This is a genomic window from Bacillus sp. JJ1562, assembly GCF_036962705.1.
Classification (GTDB): Bacteria; Bacillota; Bacilli; order Bacillales; family Bacillaceae_L; genus Ferdinandcohnia.
In genome coordinates this window covers 9811-32903 of record NZ_JBALOQ010000061.1, presented here as the reverse complement: position 1 = coordinate 32903, position 23093 = coordinate 9811, and the positions used below count along the sequence as shown (strand labels likewise).

General features: G+C 38.0%; 25 protein-coding genes and 1 pseudogene. 1 reads left to right on the top strand and 25 read right to left on the bottom strand.

The features are described from left to right. Positions 1–10 precede the first annotated feature (10 nt). From V7097_RS24670 to V7097_RS24645, 6 genes are all read right to left on the bottom strand, one after another. Positions 11–457, bottom strand: a complete 447-nt coding sequence (locus V7097_RS24670) for a tripartite tricarboxylate transporter TctB family protein (RefSeq protein ID WP_335706288.1) — start codon at positions 455–457, stop codon at positions 11–13. 60 nt (positions 458–517) lie between these two features. Beyond that, positions 518–1528, bottom strand: a complete 1011-nt coding sequence (locus V7097_RS24665) for a Bug family tripartite tricarboxylate transporter substrate binding protein (RefSeq protein WP_335706287.1) — start codon at positions 1526–1528, stop codon at positions 518–520. A 21-nt stretch (positions 1529–1549) separates the two neighbouring features. Then, the gene (locus V7097_RS24660; protein WP_335706286.1) at positions 1550–2332 is read right to left on the bottom strand and encodes a fumarylacetoacetate hydrolase family protein; all 783 of its coding nucleotides are present in this window, start codon (positions 2330–2332) and stop codon (positions 1550–1552) included. Between the two features lie 270 nt (positions 2333–2602). Then, positions 2603–3295 carry a GntR family transcriptional regulator gene (locus V7097_RS24655; protein WP_335706285.1) on the bottom strand — a complete coding sequence of 231 codons (693 nt, stop codon included), beginning with the start codon at positions 3293–3295 and terminating at the stop codon, positions 2603–2605. A 495-nt stretch (positions 3296–3790) separates the two neighbouring features. Further along, complete coding sequence (locus tag V7097_RS24650) at positions 3791–4738, bottom strand: phosphoglycerate dehydrogenase (protein WP_335706284.1); 948 nt, start codon at positions 4736–4738, stop codon at positions 3791–3793. Between the two features lie 13 nt (positions 4739–4751). Beyond that, complete coding sequence (locus tag V7097_RS24645) at positions 4752–6122, bottom strand: hypothetical protein (RefSeq protein WP_335706283.1); 1371 nt, start codon at positions 6120–6122, stop codon at positions 4752–4754. A gap of 333 nt (positions 6123–6455) precedes the next feature. On the opposite strand from V7097_RS24645, the gene V7097_RS24640 reads away from it, so the two are divergent. Further along, positions 6456–7412, top strand: coding sequence for a D-2-hydroxyacid dehydrogenase (locus tag V7097_RS24640; protein WP_335706282.1), 957 nt, complete (start codon positions 6456–6458; stop codon positions 7410–7412). Between the two features lie 84 nt (positions 7413–7496). Here the strand turns inward: V7097_RS24640 and V7097_RS24635 are convergent, their stop codons facing one another. The 19 genes and pseudogenes from V7097_RS24635 to V7097_RS24545 form a co-directional block, all read right to left on the bottom strand. After that, positions 7497–7727, bottom strand: coding sequence for an excisionase family DNA-binding protein (locus V7097_RS24635; protein WP_335706281.1), 231 nt, complete (start codon positions 7725–7727; stop codon positions 7497–7499). A gap of 289 nt (positions 7728–8016) precedes the next feature. Beyond that, complete coding sequence (locus V7097_RS24630) at positions 8017–8265, bottom strand: hypothetical protein (protein WP_335706280.1); 249 nt, start codon at positions 8263–8265, stop codon at positions 8017–8019. Between the two features lie 139 nt (positions 8266–8404). Beyond that, a complete protein-coding gene (locus V7097_RS24625; protein ID WP_335706279.1) occupies positions 8405–9982 on the bottom strand; it encodes a M2 family metallopeptidase in 1578 nt (525 codons plus the stop codon). 48 nt (positions 9983–10030) lie between these two features. Further along, entirely contained in the window at positions 10031–10417 is a 387-nt protein-coding gene (locus V7097_RS24620; protein WP_335706278.1) for a DUF2500 domain-containing protein, read from the bottom strand. A gap of 187 nt (positions 10418–10604) precedes the next feature. Beyond that, positions 10605–11324: a YebC/PmpR family DNA-binding transcriptional regulator gene (locus tag V7097_RS24615; RefSeq protein ID WP_335706277.1), complete on the bottom strand. Its 720-nt coding sequence runs from the start codon at positions 11322–11324 to the stop codon at positions 10605–10607. Positions 11325–11525: 201 nt separating this feature from the next. Continuing rightward, the gene (locus V7097_RS24610; protein ID WP_335706276.1) at positions 11526–11921 is read right to left on the bottom strand and encodes a VOC family protein; all 396 of its coding nucleotides are present in this window, start codon (positions 11919–11921) and stop codon (positions 11526–11528) included. Between the two features lie 45 nt (positions 11922–11966). Beyond that, positions 11967–12854 carry a DMT family transporter gene (locus V7097_RS24605; RefSeq protein WP_335706275.1) on the bottom strand — a complete coding sequence of 296 codons (888 nt, stop codon included), beginning with the start codon at positions 12852–12854 and terminating at the stop codon, positions 11967–11969. 63 nt (positions 12855–12917) lie between these two features. After that, a complete protein-coding gene (locus V7097_RS24600) occupies positions 12918–13082 on the bottom strand; it encodes a hypothetical protein (RefSeq protein WP_335706274.1) in 165 nt (54 codons plus the stop codon). Between the two features lie 10 nt (positions 13083–13092). Beyond that, entirely contained in the window at positions 13093–13677 is a 585-nt protein-coding gene (locus V7097_RS24595; protein ID WP_335706273.1) for a hypothetical protein, read from the bottom strand. After that, entirely contained in the window at positions 13674–14396 is a 723-nt protein-coding gene (locus V7097_RS24590; RefSeq protein WP_335706272.1) for a hypothetical protein, read from the bottom strand. Before V7097_RS24590 ends, V7097_RS24595 begins: the two co-directional genes overlap by 4 nt. Positions 14397–14565: 169 nt before the next feature. Beyond that, entirely contained in the window at positions 14566–14709 is a 144-nt protein-coding gene (locus V7097_RS24585; protein ID WP_335706271.1) for a hypothetical protein, read from the bottom strand. 224 nt (positions 14710–14933) lie between these two features. Then, positions 14934–16082 (bottom strand): galactonate dehydratase, encoded by a 1149-nt coding sequence (dgoD, locus tag V7097_RS24580; protein WP_335706270.1) that lies wholly within the window; start codon positions 16080–16082, stop codon positions 14934–14936. 43 nt (positions 16083–16125) lie between these two features. Further along, on the bottom strand, positions 16126–17133 hold the full coding sequence (locus V7097_RS24575) for a 2-dehydro-3-deoxygalactonokinase (protein ID WP_335706269.1): 1008 nt from the start codon (positions 17131–17133) through the stop codon (positions 16126–16128). 30 nt (positions 17134–17163) lie between these two features. After that, the gene (locus V7097_RS24570; RefSeq protein ID WP_335706268.1) at positions 17164–17802 is read right to left on the bottom strand and encodes a bifunctional 4-hydroxy-2-oxoglutarate aldolase/2-dehydro-3-deoxy-phosphogluconate aldolase; all 639 of its coding nucleotides are present in this window, start codon (positions 17800–17802) and stop codon (positions 17164–17166) included. 33 nt (positions 17803–17835) lie between these two features. Then, complete coding sequence (locus V7097_RS24565; protein WP_335706267.1) at positions 17836–18660, bottom strand: carbohydrate ABC transporter permease; 825 nt, start codon at positions 18658–18660, stop codon at positions 17836–17838. After that, positions 18657–19535, bottom strand: coding sequence for a carbohydrate ABC transporter permease (locus V7097_RS24560; RefSeq protein WP_335706266.1), 879 nt, complete (start codon positions 19533–19535; stop codon positions 18657–18659). Before V7097_RS24560 ends, V7097_RS24565 begins: the two co-directional genes overlap by 4 nt. Before the next feature lie 121 nt (positions 19536–19656). Beyond that, positions 19657–20979, bottom strand: coding sequence for an ABC transporter substrate-binding protein (locus V7097_RS24555; protein WP_335706265.1), 1323 nt, complete (start codon positions 20977–20979; stop codon positions 19657–19659). A gap of 195 nt (positions 20980–21174) precedes the next feature. Beyond that, a complete protein-coding gene (locus V7097_RS24550) occupies positions 21175–21921 on the bottom strand; it encodes an IclR family transcriptional regulator (RefSeq protein ID WP_335706264.1) in 747 nt (248 codons plus the stop codon). Positions 21922–22218: 297 nt separating this feature from the next. Continuing rightward, positions 22219–22863 (bottom strand): annotated as a pseudogene (locus V7097_RS24545) (DsbA family oxidoreductase); the annotation flags it as partial. Positions 22864–23093 lie beyond the last annotated feature (230 nt).

Genomic DNA, 23093 nt, shown 5'->3' with positions numbered 1-23093 from the left:
ATTCCTCTCCTTACCACCCAAATGAATTGACCGGGAATGGAATCGACAACCCTTTTGCGAAAATAATAAATATCGCAAGCGAGATTCCAACGGACAATGAAAGAGTGAAATACCACTTAAACGTGCGAAACAAAAGTACAATCAAGGAAACCGTTCCTGCGATGACGAATCCTGTTCTTTCTATTAGAAGGATAAACAAGATCATGGAAAGGAGAATAAACGTGAAATCCAGCAATGCCTTTCCCTTTGGCAAAATCTCGCGTATATCAATGATCTCTTTAAAACTCATCATCAGATATAAGATTGAAAGGAACAAAAGGAGGATGCTCAACCAAAGAGGGAAAAAACCGGGACCTAAGCCAAGTGGTCCTTTATAATCCAAGGTAGTGCTATGGTATAGAAAAAAACTTGAAAAAATAATTATCAGGATTGCTGCTAAAACACCTGCGTTTCGCATCTTGTCACCCCATTTATAAGACAGGGAGAGCGGGAATATCCCGCCCACCTTACTTAGTTGTTATTTTAGACCAATAGCTTCAAGAATCTCACCGTTTAACTGATAGTCATCCTGAACGATTTTTTTAAATTCTTCAGTATCCTTATATACCGGTTCTGTTCCAATCTTCTTTAATTGTTCAAGCACACCTGGGTCTTCTAATGCCTGTTTGAATGCATCATGTAGCACCTTCACCACTTCATCTGGAACCGATGCTGGGGCTACAAGGCCGGTCCAGACGTCTCCTTTAACATCAATGCCTTTTTCCGTTAGAAGGGGAATTTCCTTTAACTCTTCAGGCTTGAATGTCCCAGAAATCCAGATTGGGCGAAGAGTCCCTTCCTCTATATAAGGAATTGCTTCAGGTGTCTGAACTAGTGCTCCTTCAAGATTACCTCCAAGTAGAGCAGTTAGAGCAGGTGCCCCTCCTTGGAAAGGCACATGTTTAACCTTCACATCAGTTTTTGTCATAAGATTTTCCATCGTGATATGCTGGGTCAAGCCGGCGCCGCTCGTCCCAAATGTAAACTTATTAGGGTTAGCCTTTACATACTCCATCCAATCTTCGAAGGTCTCTATTTCCGAATCAGATTTTACGACAAGTACGTTTGGCGTTGCGACAACTTGGATGATAGGTTTAAAATCTTCAGGCTTATAAGTAACTTCTTTTGAATGAGTCTTGATAGTCATTGGGCCAATTGTAGCCATTCCAATGGTATATCCATCCCCTTTTGCCTGAGCTACCTCATTCATACCGATTGTTCCCGCTCCCCCATCCTTATTGACTACGGTTACACTCTGCCCGTTTGGAAGGTATTTGTTTGCAACACTTGCTATTGCCCTTGCAGAACTGTCGGTCGTTCCTCCAGGTGCAAACGGGACAATCATCTCGACTGCTCTTGTCGGGTAATCAGATTTTGCAGATCCACTAGCAACTTCTGTTTTCTCACCCGCCTGATTACTTGCGCAACCAGAAAGTCCTATTGCTAATGCAGCCGCCATGAATGGAAGCATCAATTTTCTCTTTTTCATAAGCATTTTCCCCCTTAATCCTTATTGGTTTTGTAAAGCTACACTATTCTTAACAGCTACTGGATTTGATAGAACTCCTATCCCTTCGATTTCCACCTCTACCGTGTCACCATCATAAAGCGGTGATACACCTGATGGTGTCCCGGTAATTATGACATCCCCCGGATTAAGTCTCATGACATTAGAAACAAATGAAACGATTTCGGCTGTTGAGAAGATCATATCACTAGTATTTGAATCTTGCCTTACCTCACCGTTCACCCTTAATGTAATCGGTCGGTCATCCGGATTGATATCGGTTACAATGACTGGTCCAAGTGGCTTATAGGTTGAAAAACTTTTTGCTCTTGTAAACTGCCCATCGAACTTTTGAAGTGCTCTGTCCGATATATCATTGCAGATTGTATAGCCAAATACATATTGAAGTGCTTCATCAACACTTACATTCTCTGCAGTTTTTCCAATAACAACTGCAATCTCAGCTTCATGATCATTACGATTTTCAGGGTTAACAAGTTCAACTGTCTCACCTGGTCCTATAACGGCAGTTGGGGATACCAAAAACATCATCGGTTCTGTCGGAAGTGGTTTGTTCACTTCTTCAGCGTGTTTTTTGTAATTCAGACCAATTGCTACTACTTTACCTGGATCGACCGGAGCGAGTAGCTTTACATCGGAAAGAGAGTATCTTTCTTCTGTCTCCAAATATTCACCAAAAATGTCTCCCTCAATTTTTACGACGACCTCTTCTTTCAGCACCCCGTATGATTTGGTACCGCTTTCTAAAAATTGCACTATTTTCATTATATATTTAATCCCTTCGTCAATTTATTTAAAGTGTTAATCGGGTGTTCCTGCATTGGAATCCGATTCCTTGTTGCGTTTCTCATTTTGAATTAGATCATTAGTGAGAACAATAGCTCCCACTTACAGCTTTTTGAAAATTTGGATTGAGAAATTAGTCGATCTGTTCAATATTTATGTTCATTATGCGCCTCCTTTCAAGATGATTAGTTTAAATCTTTTTTTACAAACCGAATATATTTCTTTTGTTTCCAATCTAAAAATAATGATTTAAATACTATTGCTCGACTTAGGAATAAGACGATCATGGAGTTTATCATAAAATTCTTGTTGCGTTAGCCGAAGAATTTCTCTACCAGCACGTGTTTTATGTTTAATCATATAGCTTTCTGAAAGCATACCGTCTTTTCGCAATAAAGCCCTGTAGATATCTTCATGTTCATGGATTGAAGCCTGAATATGTTCATCATTTCCTTTAAATAATGAAGGATATCTTTTGGTGTTGCTCCACAGATCATCAATGGTACGAATTAAGAGCTGATTATTACAAGCAGAATAAATTTTGTTATGAAATGCTACGTTTAATTCTTCAAATCGGATATAATCCTTATCCTTAAAAGCTTGAACGGAATCATCCAGTATCTTTCTAAGTTCTGAAAAGTTTTCTTCCGTCAACGCTTCTACCGCTAATCTCGTTGCAAGCCCTTCCAATTCTACACGCAATTCAAAAATCTCCCGAATATCCTTAGCCGATAATGTACTGACCAAAGCACCCACATGGGGTTTGAACTCTATTAACTTTTCAGATTCTAATAGATTAATAGCTTCCCGGACAGGGATTTCGCTGCTTTCAAACCTAATGGCCATTCTGCTAATGACTAACTTTTCCCCAAATTTATATTTACCGTTCAGGATTTCTTCTCTAAGAATCTGGTAAATCATTTCTTTTTTTGTCCGATACATTTTTATTTTTATCACGTCCCTTAGTATAAATCATATATCATATATGATATATGATTTATACTACAAAAAAGAGTGAATTCCGTCAACACAAAACATTCAGAAAGTTTATTGGTAATTCAGCTATGTTTCTCCCTTTTATGGCGAAGCCTTGCGGCTGCCATTTTAAAAAAGTTAAACAAAAAAACTCAACGACAAACAAACCTAAAACTTAGTTTGGATGCCGCTGAGTCATACCTATGAATTGAGAGGCTATTTATGGTAGTCCCCCAGTAGATATTCAGCTGAATAATATTTTTTAATATTTCGATAGTTTGAATTTAGCATATAATATTTTCTATTGTCAATATGATAATAGTGTTTTCTCGACAAAAAATTTAAGAGACTACTATTTTCTGAATCAATCGGGTCCCAACTTGTAAAAAGGGATTATTCAATAACAACAAATAAGTTTTAATTGGCATGCTACTAAACTCCCTAATCTGATTCTATTATCGTTTATACAAACTCAAAATCTGCTTTTTCCCCTTTCAAAACATTAATGATATTCCTTGCAGTAATCATCCCAACCTCTTCTAGGGCATCAGCCGTATATCCCGCCATGTGAGGGGTCGCGATAAAGTTAGGAAGTGAAATCAGCGGTGAGTTACCTGTAGGTTCATTTTCAAAAACATCAAGCGCAGCACCTGAAATTTCTCCACTTATAAGTGCATCATATAGTGCCATTTCGTCAATTATCCCACCTCTTGCGGTATTGACGATGTAAGCATTTTTTTTCATTTTTTTAAAAGCCTCATGACTAAACAAATTTTTCGATTGTGCGTTCAGATCTGTATGAATGGTAATAAAATCTGATTTTTCTAGAATCACATCCATATTTTCATATTTTACCCCTGACTCTAGTAATTCCTGATCCTGATAGACGTCAAAAGCTAGGATATCCATATTGAATCCACTGGCCCTGTTGATGACTTCCTTTCCAATCCTTCCGGTCCCGACAACACCAAGTGTTTTACCATATAATTCACTTCCGACCACCCTTGGCCATTCTCCGTTAATTACCCTGCGGTTTGTCTGAGGTATCTCACGTGCAAGGGACAAAAGAAGACCAAATGCTAATTCAGCTACAGCATGCTTATTGGCTCCTGGTGCGAATGCAACGGATATGTTTCTTTCCTTTGCTGCCTGTAAGTCGATATTGTCTACCCCTGCTCCATGCTTTGCAATCACCTTTAGGTTTTCTGCAGCATCTATTACCCTCTTACTAATTTTCTCAACACCTACTACTAAAGCATCTGCCTCTTTCAACGCAATGGCTAGCCTTTCCTCATCATTGGCTGTATCCTTATCAAGGATTGAGACTGTGCATTGTTCCTTTTCAAGATAGTTAATAGGAAGTTTTGAATACTTACCAAATGTTGGTGATGATGATACGACTTTATACAAAATAAATCCCCCTTTAAATTCCTACAAATTTTAAATAAATCGGAATGATCATCAGCATGACGATTGAATACTTTAAATTCCAACGAACGGAAACCTCAAAAAGATCAGTTTTCATTAGCCCCGATAAAAGATTGTTTACTGCAGTTGCAGGACTTACTGTATTGGAAATCCCCCACCCTGAAAGAAGCAGGATGGCAAAAAACTCATAAGTGATGCCAAGCTTAGTCGGATCAATGCTCGTTACAATAATCGTCACAGTAACGATGGGATGCAGCCCTATTACCGCTGTAAGGACTATTAAAAAAACGATTGCATATGCAATTCCAATAGTAAACCCGGAAAATACTGCATTTAGGCCATTAACGAGTTCATTGCTCCAGCCTGTCTTAACAAAAGCACCGCTGAAAAATCCTGCAATTAAAAATAAGACAATTTCTTTCTTCATCCTAGGAATCCCCGTGAAAACATGCTGCTTGAATTCAACTTTATATTCTTTCCATTCTTTTTTTAGAAGACACCAAATGAGCGGAAAAAGGGCGGAAAAAACACATATGATAAAGGTCATGCTTGACTCTATCAATTTCTCCATGAAAAGGACTCCTAAAATCATTAATAGGAGAAGAAACAATAGTTCCACTACTTTTCTTTTTGCCTTTTTCAATTCAGATGTATCACCTTCAGATTGTTCTGGTTCTGGACCATTTTTCAACCTATAGGGTCTCTCAAATAAATAACTCACAATAAGTGCGATGCCACTAAGACCGAGAGAATAAAAAAGAATATTGCCCCATTTTACTGGAAGGGAACTTGTTATTAGAGCCATCGCAGAGAAATACGGGGACCAAAATATGGTACTAATAAACCCCCTATTTATACATGCAGCAATCATCTTATTGTTTTTGATATCTGAAGCCTTTGAAAGCTCGTGGATGATTGATATGGCACCGATATTCAAGACAACACCTAGGATGTGAGAAAGCAGACTTGAACCGGCAAAGAAAAAATTAGGGTTGTTCATCCGCGTTGACAGTACCAGCTTAAGAGCACTTACATATCCACCTGTCCGCACCGGAATCCCGAGAAGTGGGGTGAACAGGAAAATAGCAACAAGAGTTAAATTAATTCTTGCAGCATCAAGCCACTCCCGAACTGTTGCACCGTAGAAAACCATAAACATGATACCAACGATCAAAAGTATGAGGCTAATAATCATGATGGAGCCCCGGATACGTGGCAGGATCCAGATGATGACCGAAATTATCATGATAGATACTATCGCTTTTACCGTTCCTACGGGAAACAATTCAAGAGTGATATATCCAATAGCAAGAAGGCAGATAATCATACCCTGATTTCCAATTGGCTTTTGGATGGGTGTTTGCACACTTTACTCCTTTCCCTGGGTACTAAAAAAACTCAGTCCCCTAGTGTGGAACTGAGTTTTTACTATATGACAAGGCTTTATTAGAGCCCTCCCAATAATCACCCAAACAATATACATTTATTATATTTATTTGTTATGAAGATTTCAATAATTTTGTAAAATATAAATCTGATGGCTACAAAAAATACATAGATTTTTTCTTATTAGCTTTGAAAAACAAGATCCTTTACGGTTAGAAATAATACTTGTAACACGTTTACCATGTCCTGCTGGTAAAGCATGATAGTCTATATTATTATAAAATTATATAAATTCTGGGATTGGGGGAACAACATGTCAAAGCTAGTTATTACACAAAATATTGAGCAGTTCCATTTGGAGCAAATTCAAGCAATCGTTCCCAAATGGGAGATTGTTGCTGGACGTGATTCATCTGTTTGGTTGGAGCATTTACAAGATGCTGAAGTCATCGTTGGTTGGAAAAAGGAGATCGCGGAGCATTGCATATCTACTGATTCTAATCTTTGTTGGCTGCAAAGCTGGAGTGCGGGTGTTAATAGTATGCCTCTTGAAGAAATGGAAAAGAAAAATATTCTTCTTACAAGCGCAAATGGGGTTCATACTTATCCGATTTCAGAAACGATTTTTGCTTTGATGCTTGGATTGACGAGAAAAATTCATACATATGTGAGAAACCAGCAGGAGAAAAAATGGCATCATTCAGACATGAAGCTTGAGATTCATGAAAAGACAATTGGAATCATGGGTGTTGGAAACATCGGTAAGGAAACTGCCAAGATTGCAAAAGCATTTGGCATGACGGTGCTGGGTGTTCGCCATTCTGGACGAGATGAGGATTTCGTCGATGAAATGTATACAACAGAGCAATTGTCAGAGGTTCTACCAAGATGTGATTATGTTGTTGTGACATTACCTTTGACGAATGAGACTCGTCATTTATTCGGGGCTATTGAATTTATGCAAATGAAGCCGTCTGCATTTTTCATTAATATTGGACGCGGAGAGATTGTAGTTGAAGATGATTTGATTGAGGCACTCCGTTCCGGTGAGATTGCCGGGGCCGGGTTAGATGTTTTCACGAAAGAGCCACTAGATGAGAACAGCCCACTGTGGGAGTTTGAAAATGTTATTGTGACACCCCATACATCTGGTTCAACTGAACATTATACAAAGCGTGTGATTGAAGATATTTTTATCCCCAATTTGAAGAGCTATGCCCAAGGCGGAGTGCTACCAAAAAATGTAGTGGATTATAAGAAGGGGTATTAGGAACAAAGGGACATACACTGTCCCTGAAAAAATATGGTGGGACACGGAACCTGTCCCCATGCCCCACCACCCAAGTCTCAATTCTCAATCCTCATCCTTTACGTCGATATCCTCTGGGATTGGTTCGTTGAGCCATTCTTCGTAGAGTTTTTTGTATTTTTCAAGCTGATCTATCGTAGTGTTGAATTGGTCTTTATACAATAGGTACTGCTCCCCGTCGAATAGCGCACGTACCCTTTTTTCTTGAATGAGTTTTTCCACTAACTCCTCTGATATTGATAAATATTCAGCTGTTTCTTTGACTGTTAAATACAACCTGCTTCATCCTTCTTTACCTTCTGATTTTGTATGCACGCCGTTCAGCGTATTCCGAGCAAGGAATGCACACCTTTATTGTATTCCCTTTATCATCGACATACTTTCGCAAAGGTTTTATTTTCCTTTTACAAATTACACATTTCGCACCAAAAAAAGAGAACATCCAGACCCTCCTTTTGATTTTAACATAGGAAAAGCTTAACAGGTTCCGATCTATAATTCATTTCATGAAATAAAATTGTACATTTTTAGAACAAAAAAGCCTTAACTCAAGTTGAGGCTTAATTTACTTTTTATTTTTACCGAGCTTCTCGTTTCCACGTTTAAAGTTACCCGTAATTTTAGCTAGCAATAATTGTATTTTTGTTTTATCATTTTCAACTTCTTTAATCTTTGCAATAAGACGTTCAGCTTCCCGGTCCTTTATCATTTTAATTTGTTTTCCTTCAAAGTAGATCATAACCATTCCTTTTTTCGTTATCTGATAAGTAAATGGTTCCTCACCTAATCGGTTTCTTTTATCAATTTCGCTCACTCTACAGTCTCCCTAACTATCTTAGATATAAATACATATGTTTTTAATTCACTATATGTGTCTTTAACTGCAAGTAAAAAACAGATTCGTTGAATAAAAATTCATTGGGGATAAGGTCCCCAATGAATGAAGTTTCACTTTATTTCATTGCTACAAACTGATCGACAAAATGCTGTGGATTTAGTTTTTCACCAGTAGCTCTTTCGATTTTTTCATTCCAATTATATAACGCACCTGGCTTAAAGAAATCATTTAACAAGAATTTGCCCACTTCTTCCGTAAAGAGGTCAGTTGAAATGTTCTTCTCAATGTAGCGCTGAAGCTGGGAGGTTGTTAGTTCGCCTAGTAAATAGTTTTGATAATACACTGGCACCAACGTAAAATGAATTTTCGCAGCCCAATGCGGATAATCCTGGTTTTCGGGTGGTGTCAATAATTGAATCTCACTGACAAGCTTCCACCATAAACGGTTCAAATCTTGATCTGGATTTTCGTAAAGCTCGCGTTCAAAGAACACAAAAGTCATAATCCAACGACCTGCAATCAGCATTTGACGACGTAAAGATTTTTCAATTAGTGGTTTCAACTCATTAACCTGCTCTCGGTCCAATCCTAAAAACTGGTGGAGCCATTCCGGATTTTTTCCGAAGCGACCATACAGCATCGCAATTGCCTCAGTAGTTAATGTATGTGCCGGACTACGCAATAAGAATGGTAGACTACGATCGATATATTTAAAATACACAGCATGCCCATACTCGTGGAGCATCGTGTTGGACCAATAATCAGACGGCAAGTTGTTACTTAATACGCGCACATCACCCTCGCGATCAATATCAGTACAGAATGCATGCTGGTTTTTCTTTTCTCTTGGATATAGGTCACTCTTTTGAAGCATATCCGTTATATCCATACCCATTTTTGCGAATGTCTGTGTTGACAATTCCTCAAGATTCTTCCCATCATAAAATGGATCTAGATCCAATTCCTTGGAAGGTGGTGCCTCTTGGAAAAAAGGATCCGCATAATGCCATGGGCGAAGGTCCTCTACCTTAATACCAAATCGTTCTGCAAGCTCTTCATCCATTTCCTGTTTTACTTGACGGAATGGCTCATCGGACAGTTCCTTTAGCTTTGTAAAAATCGAAAAGATTTCTTCACGGTCAAGCTCTTGTGATTCGAAACTCATTTGATGAAAGTTTTCAAAGCCTAGTGAACGTGCCGCCTCATTGCGTTTTTTCACTAGAGTTAATAATTTTTCTTCGACTTCTTTAGCGATTTGCTTACTTGCATGCCACGCTTGTTCTCTTAATTCAAGATCGTTGCTTTTGATTAAAATTTGACGTACATCGTTTTCCGATACTTGCTTTCCATTCAATGTCGCGCGGAATGTGTTAAACACGCCGACTAATTCCGTTGATAGCTGCACCATTTCCGTCAGTTTGTCTTCCGGAAGTTGGTTTTCAAGCATGTGTGAATATAAAAGTTCAAGCTGGCGTTTTTGAACAGGATTCTCCGTTTGCTCTAGGAATTTTTTTACCTGTTCAAAGCGCCCTGCATCTGAAAAATAGACATTATATGCAGTTTCTGCTTCTGCAGATTTTGTATTCCACTCCTCTTCCCCAGTGGTTGCTGCCATCCATGAAGCTTCTGCACCATTAATATGTAATTCTCGAATTGCTTTATTTTGCTCTTCTAAAAATTGTTCTACTGACATTTTAACTCCCCCTCTATTCTATTATTCTAGAATCATCAACAAAATCCTTTATGCTTTCATTCTTTCAAACCCTAAGTATCGCGTTCCTTGAAATGTAAGCTTGCCCATGTCCCCTTCAGCTAATTGACCATATTCACTACCAGAAATCCTGAACTCTGAACGATCTCCACTCTCAAACTCAAATGTCACAAAGTAACTTGTGGATGATGTAACATGATCGTGGTGATGTGGCTCTGTATGATGATGGGTATGTCTACTAACATCTGTACGCTTTGTTTTTACAAGTGCAGGAACACTTAATTTGGGTGAATCTTCATTCTTCTTCCACTGACTTATTCCCTTTCCCATATTAATAATAAAGAATCCAATCACAATAATAAAAACAATGATCACAAGAACTGGGACAACATTGAACATCGCATCTCCTGGATACATAACCTTCCCCCTTTTTAAAGGAATCTATATAAACAATACGCTCTAAAAATCGGAAAGTTTCAATGTTCAAAAAATTTTTTTCAAAAAAAATTAGATGCCTGGGACAGTGGACCTGTTCCTCCGACCCACATAAAAAAAACAGACCATTGAGATAGTGATCTGTCCCAATGGTCTGCGTGTTTGTTGATTATTCACCTAAGTCTACGTTGTGATATACCTGACGTACGTCTTCTAGGTCTTCTAATGCATCAATCATTTTTTCGAATTTTTCTTGTGCATCATCTGGAAGGGTTACATCGCTTTGCGCAAGCATGGTTAGTTCAGCTACTGTAAACTCAGTAATTCCAGCATTTTTAAAGGCTTCTTGGACTGCGTGAAATTGTTCCGGCTCCGCATACACGATAACAGAATCATCTTCTTCAAGAATATCGCGTACATCTACATCTGCTTCCATTAATAGTTCTAAAACCTCATCTGCCGTTTTTCCATCAACACCGAAAACAGCAGTTGCATCAAACATATAGGCTACAGAACCGCTGACGCCCATGTTTCCGCCATTTTTACCAAAAGCAGCACGTACATCAGATGCTGTACGGTTAACGTTATTTGTCAATGCATCCACAATAACCATTGATCCATTTGGTCCAAAACCTTCATAGCGGAGCTCATCGTAACTCTCCTCTGAACCACCCTTAGCTTTTTCAATCGCGCGGTCAATGATTGCTTTTGGTACACTGTATGTTTTTGCACGCTCAAGAACGACTTTTAAATGTTGGTTTGACTCAGGATCAGGCTCGCCTTGTTTTGCTGCTACATAGATTTCACGTCCAAATTTTGCGTAGATTCTACTTGTATTCGCATCCTTGGAAGCTTTCTTTTCCTTAATATTGTTCCATTTACGTCCCATCTAGAACACTCGCTTTCAACTATTGAATCATATCTTAATTATAATGTAAGTTTTGACTGCTTCAAAATGCCACCGTTCCACAACCTACATTTTGAACAAATATATTATACTCCAACAAATAGCGCTTTTCGAGAAAAAAATAGAAGAAAATGTAACCAAAAAACGCTTAGACATTAGCATCTAAGCGTTTAAACCGTCAATTTAAGCTAGATTTAGTTGCCAGGAAACTCCGAAACGGTCATTCAGCCAGCCGAATTTTTGGTTAAAACCATAATTGCCTAAAGGCATTAGTTCTCCCCCGCCTTCTTTTAGCTTTTGATAAATGGTATCAATTTCTTCTTCCGTACTGCAAGTTAAGTAGATTGAAAATGAAGGGGTGAACGTAAACTGATGCTTAATATTACTGTCTATGCACATAAACTCTTGTCCTTTTAACGTAAAAGTTGCATGCATGACAGTCCCTTCTTCTCCTGGTCCATTTGCTCCATACCGAACTATATTTTTAATCCCAGAATCCTCAATGAGTGACGTATAAAAATTCATCGCTTCCTCTGCATTACCTTCCTGAAACATTAAAAATGGTGTTACTTTTTCCATAATGAAAATCTCCTTTATATATCAATTCTTACTTATTAGTATACCCTATAGTGCTTTTTCAAGGTCACTCGATACATTCCTTCGAGATTCTTGAGTACTTTTACTATTTACAATCCATATCCCAACTAGTACAAGTAAAATCCCCGCTAAAGTAATGATGCTTAAGTTTTCATCAAAAAATATGTATCCTGAAATCACTCCCACGATAGGTACAACCAATAGAGAAGTCGATGCTTTGCTTGCTTCTGTACGCCTCAAAATATGGTTCCACATGACAAAAGCAAGGGCGGAGGCAACAACTCCTGAAAACAGAATATAAACTGCCGGCATGTACCCCCAATGTGATTCCCCAGTTTCAAATGATAGTGTATATACCAATAAACCTATTGCCCCAATCGTCATTTGCCAAGTAGTGAATTGAACGGTATCACAATGTTTTAATTTTAGTTTAAAAAGCAAGCTAGCTATAGCCCAAGATATTGCAGAACTCAGTGCTAATAACACGATCCAAATAGATCCTCCAAAATGGATGTTCATTGCGAGAAATAATCCAGCTATGCCTATCATAATCCCGAACGTCTTTTTTACTGTCAATCGTTCACCAGGAATCCACCTATGTGCCATGATTGATAGAAAAAGTGGCATAGAGTAGGTCAGAACAGAGGTAAGTCCTGCACTAATGTAATTAAGTGATACTTGAATAGCAATATTAAAGTAAGTGGTTTGTAGAAGTCCACATAAAACGAACCACTTGAAATCTGATTTACTTGGTAGTGGTATTTTTTTTATAAAACACAGTCCTAGTAGTACAATGGAGCCGGTCAAAAATCGCCATGCAGCAAACTCTCCCGGAGGAAAAGCACCGTTTCCCAATTTCATGATAACAAAATTATATCCCCAAATTAGACATAGAATGGCTATGGGCATATACATAAGATGGAGCCTCCTTTCCTTACACCTAATAAGGGAACGTTTTAGTTTGATTCTTTACCCTATTTATTCTTCCACATTAATATACTCAAGCTGTTTCTCATCTAGATACATGACGGGCTGCAAATCAATACCACTCCATGAACCTCCACCAATATGAGATTTATTGGCATCTTGCCTTACATGTTCATTGTTATATGGAAGCCATCCTAAAGATACATCATGAAGCACAGGGTAAAAATCATAAAGAAATGAATCTGGCTGCTGGGCTTCCTCCTCTTATTGTTGTTTCCATGACTTTCTGCCATTCATTCGGAAGTTCAATAATCCCATATGGTTTTTCCTCAAAATCAAGGATTGTCTTCATTTGCAGTCGTGGGTAATAGTTATCTATTCCTTCTGAAATACGATAATTTCGATCACGAATATAATACAACTCTCCATAGCTTAGATGATCATCAGGATGTATATTCCAAAAGACCCTGTAGCTTCCTGGGTCTTTACTTTCAACCTTCAACATTTTTGGTGCACCATTGTCGCTTTCAGCCACAAGCTCCCACTTATGTTTTTCCCACATCCATAAGCCAGTTCCATATTTATTATCCTCTGTAATAAACGGTACATATACATGGCGATCATCAATTTCAAGCGTTTCAAGTATTTCAGTAGCCTCGGAGTCAGGGGAATATCTATTTAAATCTGCGAGAATCTCTTCTGATGATAGGAAGCCACTTGGCTTTGCTAAGTAAAAATAATATACAATGGCTACAACACTTAAAGCTAGAGCGATAACAACAAACAATCGAATTTTTCGTTTTCTTGTCATTCTTGCTTCACCCCTTCCAAAAATGAATCATTGGAGCGAAAATAATATTGTTTTTTTGGAGTTGCAATTAATAGACCTTTCCCATCTTCTTCAACGAAAATAGTTGGTTGTAGATTGCTCCCCCATTTTCCTTGTATTCCAACCACTTGGTAAGGAAAACGTTCTTTTCTTGTATTCGGTTCACCAAGCATATATGTTTCCTCATACCATTTATCACTAAAAAATTCAGTAATTTTCATGTTAGAACGTTCTTTTATTAATTTTTCCTTTTGCAATATAACGTCCTCGGCGGAAGTATGAGTATTAATAATTGTCGCATGATCCACATTAGAAATATAGGTTGATATATTGTTAGGGGGATACAGTACATGCTGAAAGCCAATCGTTAAAAACGTCAGTCCTAAAAAAATAAAGTTTCCAAAGAAACCCAACCACGCAAATCTGCGATACCTCTCCCATCGGCCTTCTTTTGATCTTAAGAAAAAATAAAGAATCCAAACACCAAGCGGTAAAATCGGTATTTTTATGATTGTTTGAAACATATTCATATTGAAGGAAAATGAAAAAAGTCCAACCCATATTACAAAGATCATTTTCCAATGTTTGATTTTCACTTCTTGCTTTATATGAATTCTATAAGCAAGAAAAGTAATCATGGCCCACCCTATTAATAAATAAATGAGAGAAATCAGACCTATGTCAAATTCAACTGGAAACATAATGGATATCACCTCTTTTTCTTGTACCCTACTATATATTCGTAATGTTGTACTCAATTCCTTTTTTAGGTAATTAAAAAATGCAAAACCGTATTGGTTCTGCACTTTTTGATATTATTTATCTGTTGAATTTTCACAGTTTTCGTCTGCGCAAATTGCACCTTGATTACTATGCCGGATTTTCCTCTTTCCAAACCTTTGGTTTTATATCCTGTTTTTTATAGATTCGGTAGATAAAAAAGCCAATCATGCCCATACTAATCATCGAGACAAGGCTAATATCAAAGTCAAATTGAATCGTAATTCGTACCACCCCCTTTTATTTGTACCATACTATATATTCTCAATAGAAGGCTAAATACCTTTTTTTGTATAAATTTACCCAGTGGCAGGGGGGAATAACTCCCAAGCTCTTACCCCAATGTAAGTTACCGTTTGTAAACTGGATTGCATCCAAGCTTGGCGAACAAAAAAGAAGAATCTAACGTTCTACGTTGATTCTTCCTTTATTTTAATTCTCTCAATTAGAGCCTAAAACTACCATTCTCCAATACTTCCATCCTGATGGCGCCAAACTGGATTTTTCCAATTGTGACCAACATCAGCTTGTTTTCGAACAAAATCTTCATTGATTTCAATACCTAACCCAGGACCTTGAGGGATAGTAACATAACCATCTTTATATTCAAATACAGACTTATCCACTACATAATCTAAGAGGTCGTTCCCTTGATTATAATGAATCCCCAAACTTTGTTCTTGAATAACCGCATTATGTGCTGTCGCATCAATTTGCAGACAGGCTGCAAGTGCAATTGGGCCTAATGGACAATGGGGAGCAAGTGCTACATCATAAGCTTCTGCCATTGAAGCGATTTTTTTACATTCGGTAATACCGCCTGCATGTGATAAATCCGGCTGAATGATATCTACATAGCCACTTGCAAGCACTGATTTAAAATCCCAGCGTGAATACATTCGTTCTCCTGTTGCAATTGGAATAGACGTGTGTTGGGCAATTTCTTTTAAGGCCTCATTATTTTCCGCCAAAACTGGCTCCTCAATAAACATTGGGCGGAACTGCTCAAGTTCCTTCGCTAATATTTTTGCCATAGGTTTATGTACACGACCATGAAAATCAATCCCAATTCCTATATAATTTCCTACAGCTTCCCTTACAGCAGCAATTCGTTCGATTGCCTGATCAATTTTTTCATAGGAATCTATGTACTGAAGTTCTTCTGTTCCATTCATTTTAACAGCTGTAAACCCTGCATCAACTACTTTTCTCGCTTCTTCTCCAACATCAGACGGGCGGTCGCCTCCAATCCATGAGTATACTTTTATCGAATCCCTGCATGCACCACCCAGCAGTTGAAAGATAGGAGCTTGATAGTACTTCCCCTTAATGTCCCAAAGTGCCTGATCGATTCCAGCAATTGCACTCATTAAAATCGGTCCTCCTCGGTAAAAACCAGACCGATATAACATGTTCCAATGATCTTCAATTCGTAATGGATCTTTCCCAATCAAGTATTCCATTAATTCCTCGACACACGCCTTTACAGTCGATGCCCTTCCTTCTATAACAGGTTCACCCCATCCAATGATTCCTTCATTCGTTTCGATTTTTAAAAATAGCCATCGAGGTGGAACCTGAAACAACTCGTATCCACTAATCTTCAAATGTTTCCCCTCCTATTAATTCATTTCTTTTCTTTAAATAAAGTTATTCATTGAGAGACCCATAGTTTGATAAAATCTCCATAGCTCCAACCATGAGTGAATTTTCCACTTGTTGGTCATCAGCCTCTATCATTTTCCATCCTTGATTTATATAGGTTAACAGGTGGGTAAAGGCCTTTCTTAACGGACTTATCCCTCCAACAATTACCCATTTTATTTCATTCAGCGCGAATCCCGAAAGTGCTTGTAGATCATTGAAAATAACAGAACCAGCGAGGTAATTTGCCCGTTGATTAGCGTTACATTTTGCAAATAAATCCAGAAGACGTATGTGATAAAAACTTCTAGTGAGTCCATACTGTTTTGCTGCTTCAAAGCCATATGTAAGCATTTTTTGATCAACTTCCTTGATAAGGCAAGAATCAAGCGAATTTGAGAGTATCGTTTCCTTCTGAAGAGCTTGTAAAGTCTCTCCTCCTAAGGTAGATAAACAATACAATAACTCCTTATTTTCACCCACGAAAACAAATTTCGTATGTGAACCAGGAAGCACAATTAGCCCTTTTCCCTCATGCTGAAACTGCTTGAGCAATCCAAATGATTCTACTTCTTCTCCGCGCATCACATCAAACTCATTAATCGAAAAATGCAAATCATCTTCGTCTACTTCATTTGCTCCATTTTTCATTCCCGGGATAAACAGACAAGGAATGGAAAGAAATTCATCAAGCTTACATACTACTGAATTACCAGCGAATTGTCTTACCCCTGCGGGACTAGGAATATGAGGGACTTCATATATTCCTAGATTGGAGGTAATCATTCCGGATGCAACAATAACATGAATATCAGCGGGCATACATTTTGCTTTCATTAACAACCTTTCTATACCTTCTTTTATTTGGACCTTTAGATTGTGATTACTGCCTGAAATGGCTGAATCCCTTACACCAACCCTTATTTTTTCAGAATCAATTACTGTGTTTGTTGTGGTTTCAACTAATCTTAGCCTTGAGTTTGTTGTTCCAGAGTCTATTAAAATGACTTTCACATCTCAAGCCTCCATTCATGTCAATTCCTATTATCTATCCACTTTATTTACAAGCTGAACAAAGCTTGCTGCCCGCCTTTCAATTTCTTTAAAATCGCCTAGCTGGACCAGTTTTTCATCCACAAGTGAACCACCTATTCCTAGGGATACTGCCCCTGCGTTCATAAAGTCACCAGCATTTTCAATTGAAATTCCGCCAACTGCCATTACCTGTAGAAAAGGCAGGGGACCCATTAAATCGCGGATATATTTCGGGCCAAGTTGGCGGATTGGAAAGATTTTGACCATCTTTGCGCCGTATTCATAAGCTGTAAGTATTTCTGTTGGAGTGTAGACCCCAGGGATTATAGTGATGTCATAACGATTTGCTGTTTCAATCGTTTCCTTTTTTAAAGTTGGGGATAGAATAAATTCCGCTCCTGATAAAACTGCAAGTCTAGCAGTCTCCGAATCTAAGACAGTCCCAGCACCAACTAGGACATCAGGATAGTTTTCTTTTATCCATTCAATCCCCTTGAATGCCCCTGGAGTATTCGTCGTTATTTCGATTGCACGAATTCCACCTTCGTAAAGACTTTTAACTGTATTTTCTAAGCCCTTTGCTGACTTATTTCGAATAATGGCCACAAGCTTCAACATTTTTATTTTTTCTAAAGTTGGGGTACTCATTCTTCTACACCACCTCCTGTTTTGGTTTTTTGCTTATCCTTTCACACTTCCCCCAGTTAGTCCGGCAATAATGTATCTTTGAGCAAAAAGAGCAATAATCAGTACTGGTGCAGTTATGATAACGGAAGCCGCCATTAGACCGCCCCAGTTTATCTCTGAATAAGATAAAAAATTAAAAATAGCAATTGGTAATGTCTTTGTTTTTTCACCAGCAAGAATTAAAGAAAACATAAAATTATTCCAAGAAAAAATAAAAGCTAAAATAGATGATGTAACAATGCCCGGCCCTGAGATAGGAAGCATTACACGAATAAACGCCATCGGGATCGTACAGCCATCTACTCGGGCTGACTCTTCCAGTTCGTATGGCAAACCTTCAAAAAATGGAATCATCACCCATATGATAAATGGCATTGTCACAAGCATATGACTTAGGATAAGGGATGTATACGTATCAATTAAGTTCAATTTTGAAAAGATGATAAACCAAGGAATAAGAAAGGAAATGCCAGGGACAATCCTTGCAACAAGGATTAACAATCCAAGCCCCTGCTGCTTATACCTTGCGATTGCATATGCTGCTGGAAGACCTAATATCAACCCAAAGAAGGTTGCACCAATTCCCACAATGAGGCTATTCCAAATAAAACTAAGAAAGGCATATTCACCAAATACGCTTTTATAGTTGCTGAAATTCGCTGTAATCTCAAATAATTTTGATGTATCAAGAATTTGCACTTGTGTTTTAAAAGATGCAAGTACCATCCAAAGGAAAGGGAGTAAAAACAAAAATAGAGAAAAGTAAACCAAAATATGTGTCAAAGTGCCTTTTATCAATTTCTTTTTGTTTCGACTCATAGGTTAACCCCCGATCTCTTTCGTAACAATATCGTGAATATACTAATGGATAGAACAATCATGAAAAATACCATGAGTAAAGCGGAAGCCTGACCTATCTTAAAATATTGAAACCCTAGCACGTAACCGTAAATATTGATCGTTTGTGATGAGGTTCCTGGCCCACCCTGTGTTGTTGCGTAAATAATATCAAATGTTTTTAGAGCATCTATCATTCTTAGAAGGACCGCGGAATAAAGCGTGGGCTTCAATAAAGGAAGCGTAATTTTCCGAAACGATTGCCAAGTCGAAGCACCATCAATCATTGCTGCTTCAAATGGATCTTTCGGTAGGGAAACGAGTCCTGCTAATACGATTAAGGCAATCATTGGTGTCCATTCCCAAACATCTATAAGAATTAAGGATGGCATAACTAACTCCTGGGATGTTAACCATTCCTGTCCCGGAATTCCCAAGAATTCCAAGAAAACATTAGCAATCCCAATATTCGGTTCGTATATTAAGACCCAAATGAGTCCAACCGCTACGGGAGTAGCAACCATTGGAAGAAGAAACAAGGTTTTAACAATTCCTTTTCCCACAATATGTTGATTCATTAGAACTGCTAGAACTACACCTAATATTGTTTCTACCGTGACGGCTACAATTGTAAAATAAAACATTAGTTTCAAAGATTTAATAAATAGCTCATCATTAAATAAATCAATATAATTCTGAAAAGCTATCCATAAGGGTGGTGTTACATTTGACATACTCCATTCGTGAAAACTTAGCCAAAGTGTATATCCAACAGGCATGACCATCATTAGCCCTACAAATATGACAGCAGGCATGGTAAATACCCATTTTATGTTCCGATCAATCCAATTTGTCATAGTCCTTCCCCCTTGCCTATCTACTTGACCTTTTTTACAACAAACGGCCTTCGAAAGCATCCAGAATCAAAACTAGATTGCTAACCGAAAGCCGTCTTCAAATAAGGTTACATCGGTTTTATTATTTTTCGCTGTCTATAATTTTTTGGAATTCTGCCTCTGCTTTCTCAGCTGCTGCCTTTACATCCTTGCCTTCAATTGCCGCTATAATAACATCACCAATAGCGTCACGAGCAGCACCTACATTAATTACAACTGGTCTGTCGTAAGGAACAGCGCTATCTCCTCCATTAACGCCAATTGCTTCCGCTAAGTCCTCAGGAAATTTTGCAGTACCTTCAGGAGAGTTCCAAACAGAAATACGTGCACCTGGATTCCCCTCAGCTTGAAGTTTCATTACCATTTCTTCACTTTCTGCCCATTTAATAAATTCCCACGCTGCATCTTTCTTTTCTGAGTTTGCTCCAATACCAAGTGCCCAAGATGTTACATTATAAGGCTTAGAACCCTTTGGTCCAGCAGGGAATGGTGCAAAGCCTACCTTATCGGCAACCTGTGATTTTGAAGGATCAGTAGCATTGGTAAATAGCGAAGACGCATCTGTATAGAATACAGCTTTTCCTTGTGTGAAGACTGCCATCGCCTCAGGCCAGCTCATATTTAGTGTTCCCATAGGTCCATAATTTTTTAATAGGTTACCATAGTAGTTAAAAGCTTCAATTGCTTCTGGTGAAGTAAGAGTAGATTTTTCGTCCTCCATAAAATCTCCACCGAATCCATATAAGAAACTAGAGAATTGCGTAACAGCAGCAGCACGTTTTCCACGAGATACAAAGCCGGCGACACCGTCAGGATCATGCAGCTGTTTTACCTGTTCTTCTAGTTCCTCCAATGTTTTAGGAACCTCTAAACCAGCCTCTTCTAAAATATCTTTTCGATAATATAACACTTGAGTTTCTGTTACTAGCGGCAATCCATATAATTTATCGCCATCCTTCACACTGCCTAAAGATGCCGGTATAAAGTCTTTTGTATAATCATTTTCTTTTGAAACATAGCTACTTATATCTGCGAAGTAGCCGCTTTTATGATACATTTTTCCATCTTGAAGTGGACGAAACATCACAACATCAATATTCTTTGAGTTAGATGCAAATTCTACTGATGTTTTTTGTGTTAACTGATCTTCAAAATAACTATCAATTTTAACTTTAATACCAGTCTCTTCCTCAAATGCTGGCAATTCCTTTTTAATAGATTCTGTCCAAGGATGGTTCGCAGCAACTATTCTAATTTCTTGGACTTTCTTTTCTCCTCCATCAGATGAATTTGGCTCAGATGTCTTCTCACCCCCACCACTACAACCTACTAAGACAGAACTGATACCTACCGCTAAGGCTAAATAACCTGCAGCCTTCTTGAAACCAATCAAACTTTTCTTCATCATTTTCCCCCTTTTCTACCAAATAATATTATTTTTAGATAGCGCTTTCATTATATGGTATATGTTGATTGATAAAGTAACTGTGGAAGTAATATTTGTACATATACGCTATCCGTTTTTATTAAAATGGTACTACACCATATAATGAACTTCATGTAGGTTCCTACTTTTTCCTTACCATTCAGCCAGGATGTTCTACTTAAAACCTATGTTTTTAGAAATCTTACTCGCTATTTCAAGTAGTTTCTCAATAATATTTTCCTTTTGCCTCAGCATTCGCTCTTTCGGTCCAGCAACACTGATTGCAGCTTCCATGATCTGATCCACATTAAAGATAGGTGCCGCTAAACAGTACAGTCCTTCTTCGTTTTCCTCATCATCGATAGCATAGCCTTGTATAGAGAACTCATTTAATTGCTTCAAAAGTTCCTCCTTCTTGGTGATGGTCTTTGGGGTTATGGGGTATAGTTCGATTGCTCTTAGAATTTCACGTTTCCTATTTTCGGGTAGGAATGTTAGAAACGCTTTTCCTAAACCAGTACAATATAATGGCTTACTCTTTCCAGGTTCAGCAGTTGTACGAATTGACCGATTACAATTTATCTTTGCTACATAAACAAGTTCACCTTTATCTAGAACTGCCATAAACACAGTTTCCTGCACATCTTCCATTAATTTTTTCAACAACGGCATTCCTTGGGCTGTAATATCTAAAGAATCTCTTGCTGTACCTCCAAGCTGAATTAATTTTGGACCAAGCTTATACTTTCTAAAAAAGTCTACCGATAAATAGTTGTTTTTATATAATGTATTTACTAATGCAGAGGTACTGCTTTGAGGAAAGGATAGAGACTCACTAATTTCTTTAATCGTTAATCCATTCAAGTGATGTGAAAGTAAGTCGAAAATTTGTAAAACACGTTCTGCTGACTTAACTGACATCTCCTTACCTCCTCTATCACATATGTGATGTAAAATCAGATATGTGATTTTACATGTAAATCATACTATAGAGAAAGATGGAAATCAATAATTTATTTGAAAATTAAAATCATTCATATTATTAACAATAGAGAAACTCTTTACTGTCGTATTAAAGGATAAATTCGCTAAAAATAAAAACCCAAGAATGTTGATGTAACAACATTCTTGGGTTCTTATTTTTTCTAAGATTTTGGCTGAACTATTACTTTTCGGACAGCCCCCAGGTTATTCTATTTAGCCTGAACTTGATTACTATGCGGGATTTTCTTCTTTCCAAACCTGCTGAAGGGCACCAAGGAAAGTTGAGGTTGGTTGCGCACCAGAGATGGAATATTTTTGATTGATTACGAAGAATGGAACACCGGTAACTCCAATTTGCTGAGCAATCGATTCGTCAATTCGTACATCATTCGCAAATTTCTTTTCATCAGCCAACACGTCGACTACTGTCTGACGGTCAATACCTACAGACTCTGCAAGGTTAGCTAGTATCTCATGGTCACTGATGAGTTTTCCTTCTTCAAAATATGAGTGAAGAAGAATCTCGGTCATTTCTTTTTCTTTCCCTACAGTTGCAGCATACTTTGCAAGCCGATGTGCATCAAATGTATTTGTGTATTTCATTTCATCAAAGTTATATTTTAACCCGACTCCTGCAGCTTGCTGCCCAACATTTTCGTTCATTTGCTTGGCTTGTGCAACGCTTGTACCGTATTTTGAAGCAAGTAATTCATGAATACTTTGTCCTGAATATGGCTTTGCATTCGGGTCTAATTCGAAGCTTTTAAATTCCACTTCCACTTGATCGCGATTTGGAAATTGTGCAAGTGCTTCTTCTAAGCGACGCTTTCCTACATAACAGAACGGACATACAAAGTCAGACCATACCTCAATTTTCATTTTGACACCTCATTTAGGTTATTTTTCACTATGGTAACACATACAATTGTTAGATGCTCTTTGGACGGCTTCGTTATAAACTGCTCATTTTGGGTTTGGGAAGTGAAAATGTATCTATCTAAGGGAATACTAAAGCCTAAGGGCAAATGGCTCTAGCTTACAACGTTAGACCGTTGTTGCGGTACATGTTTGGAGGTTTTGAGCTGGAGCTTGTACTGCTAGACCGTTGT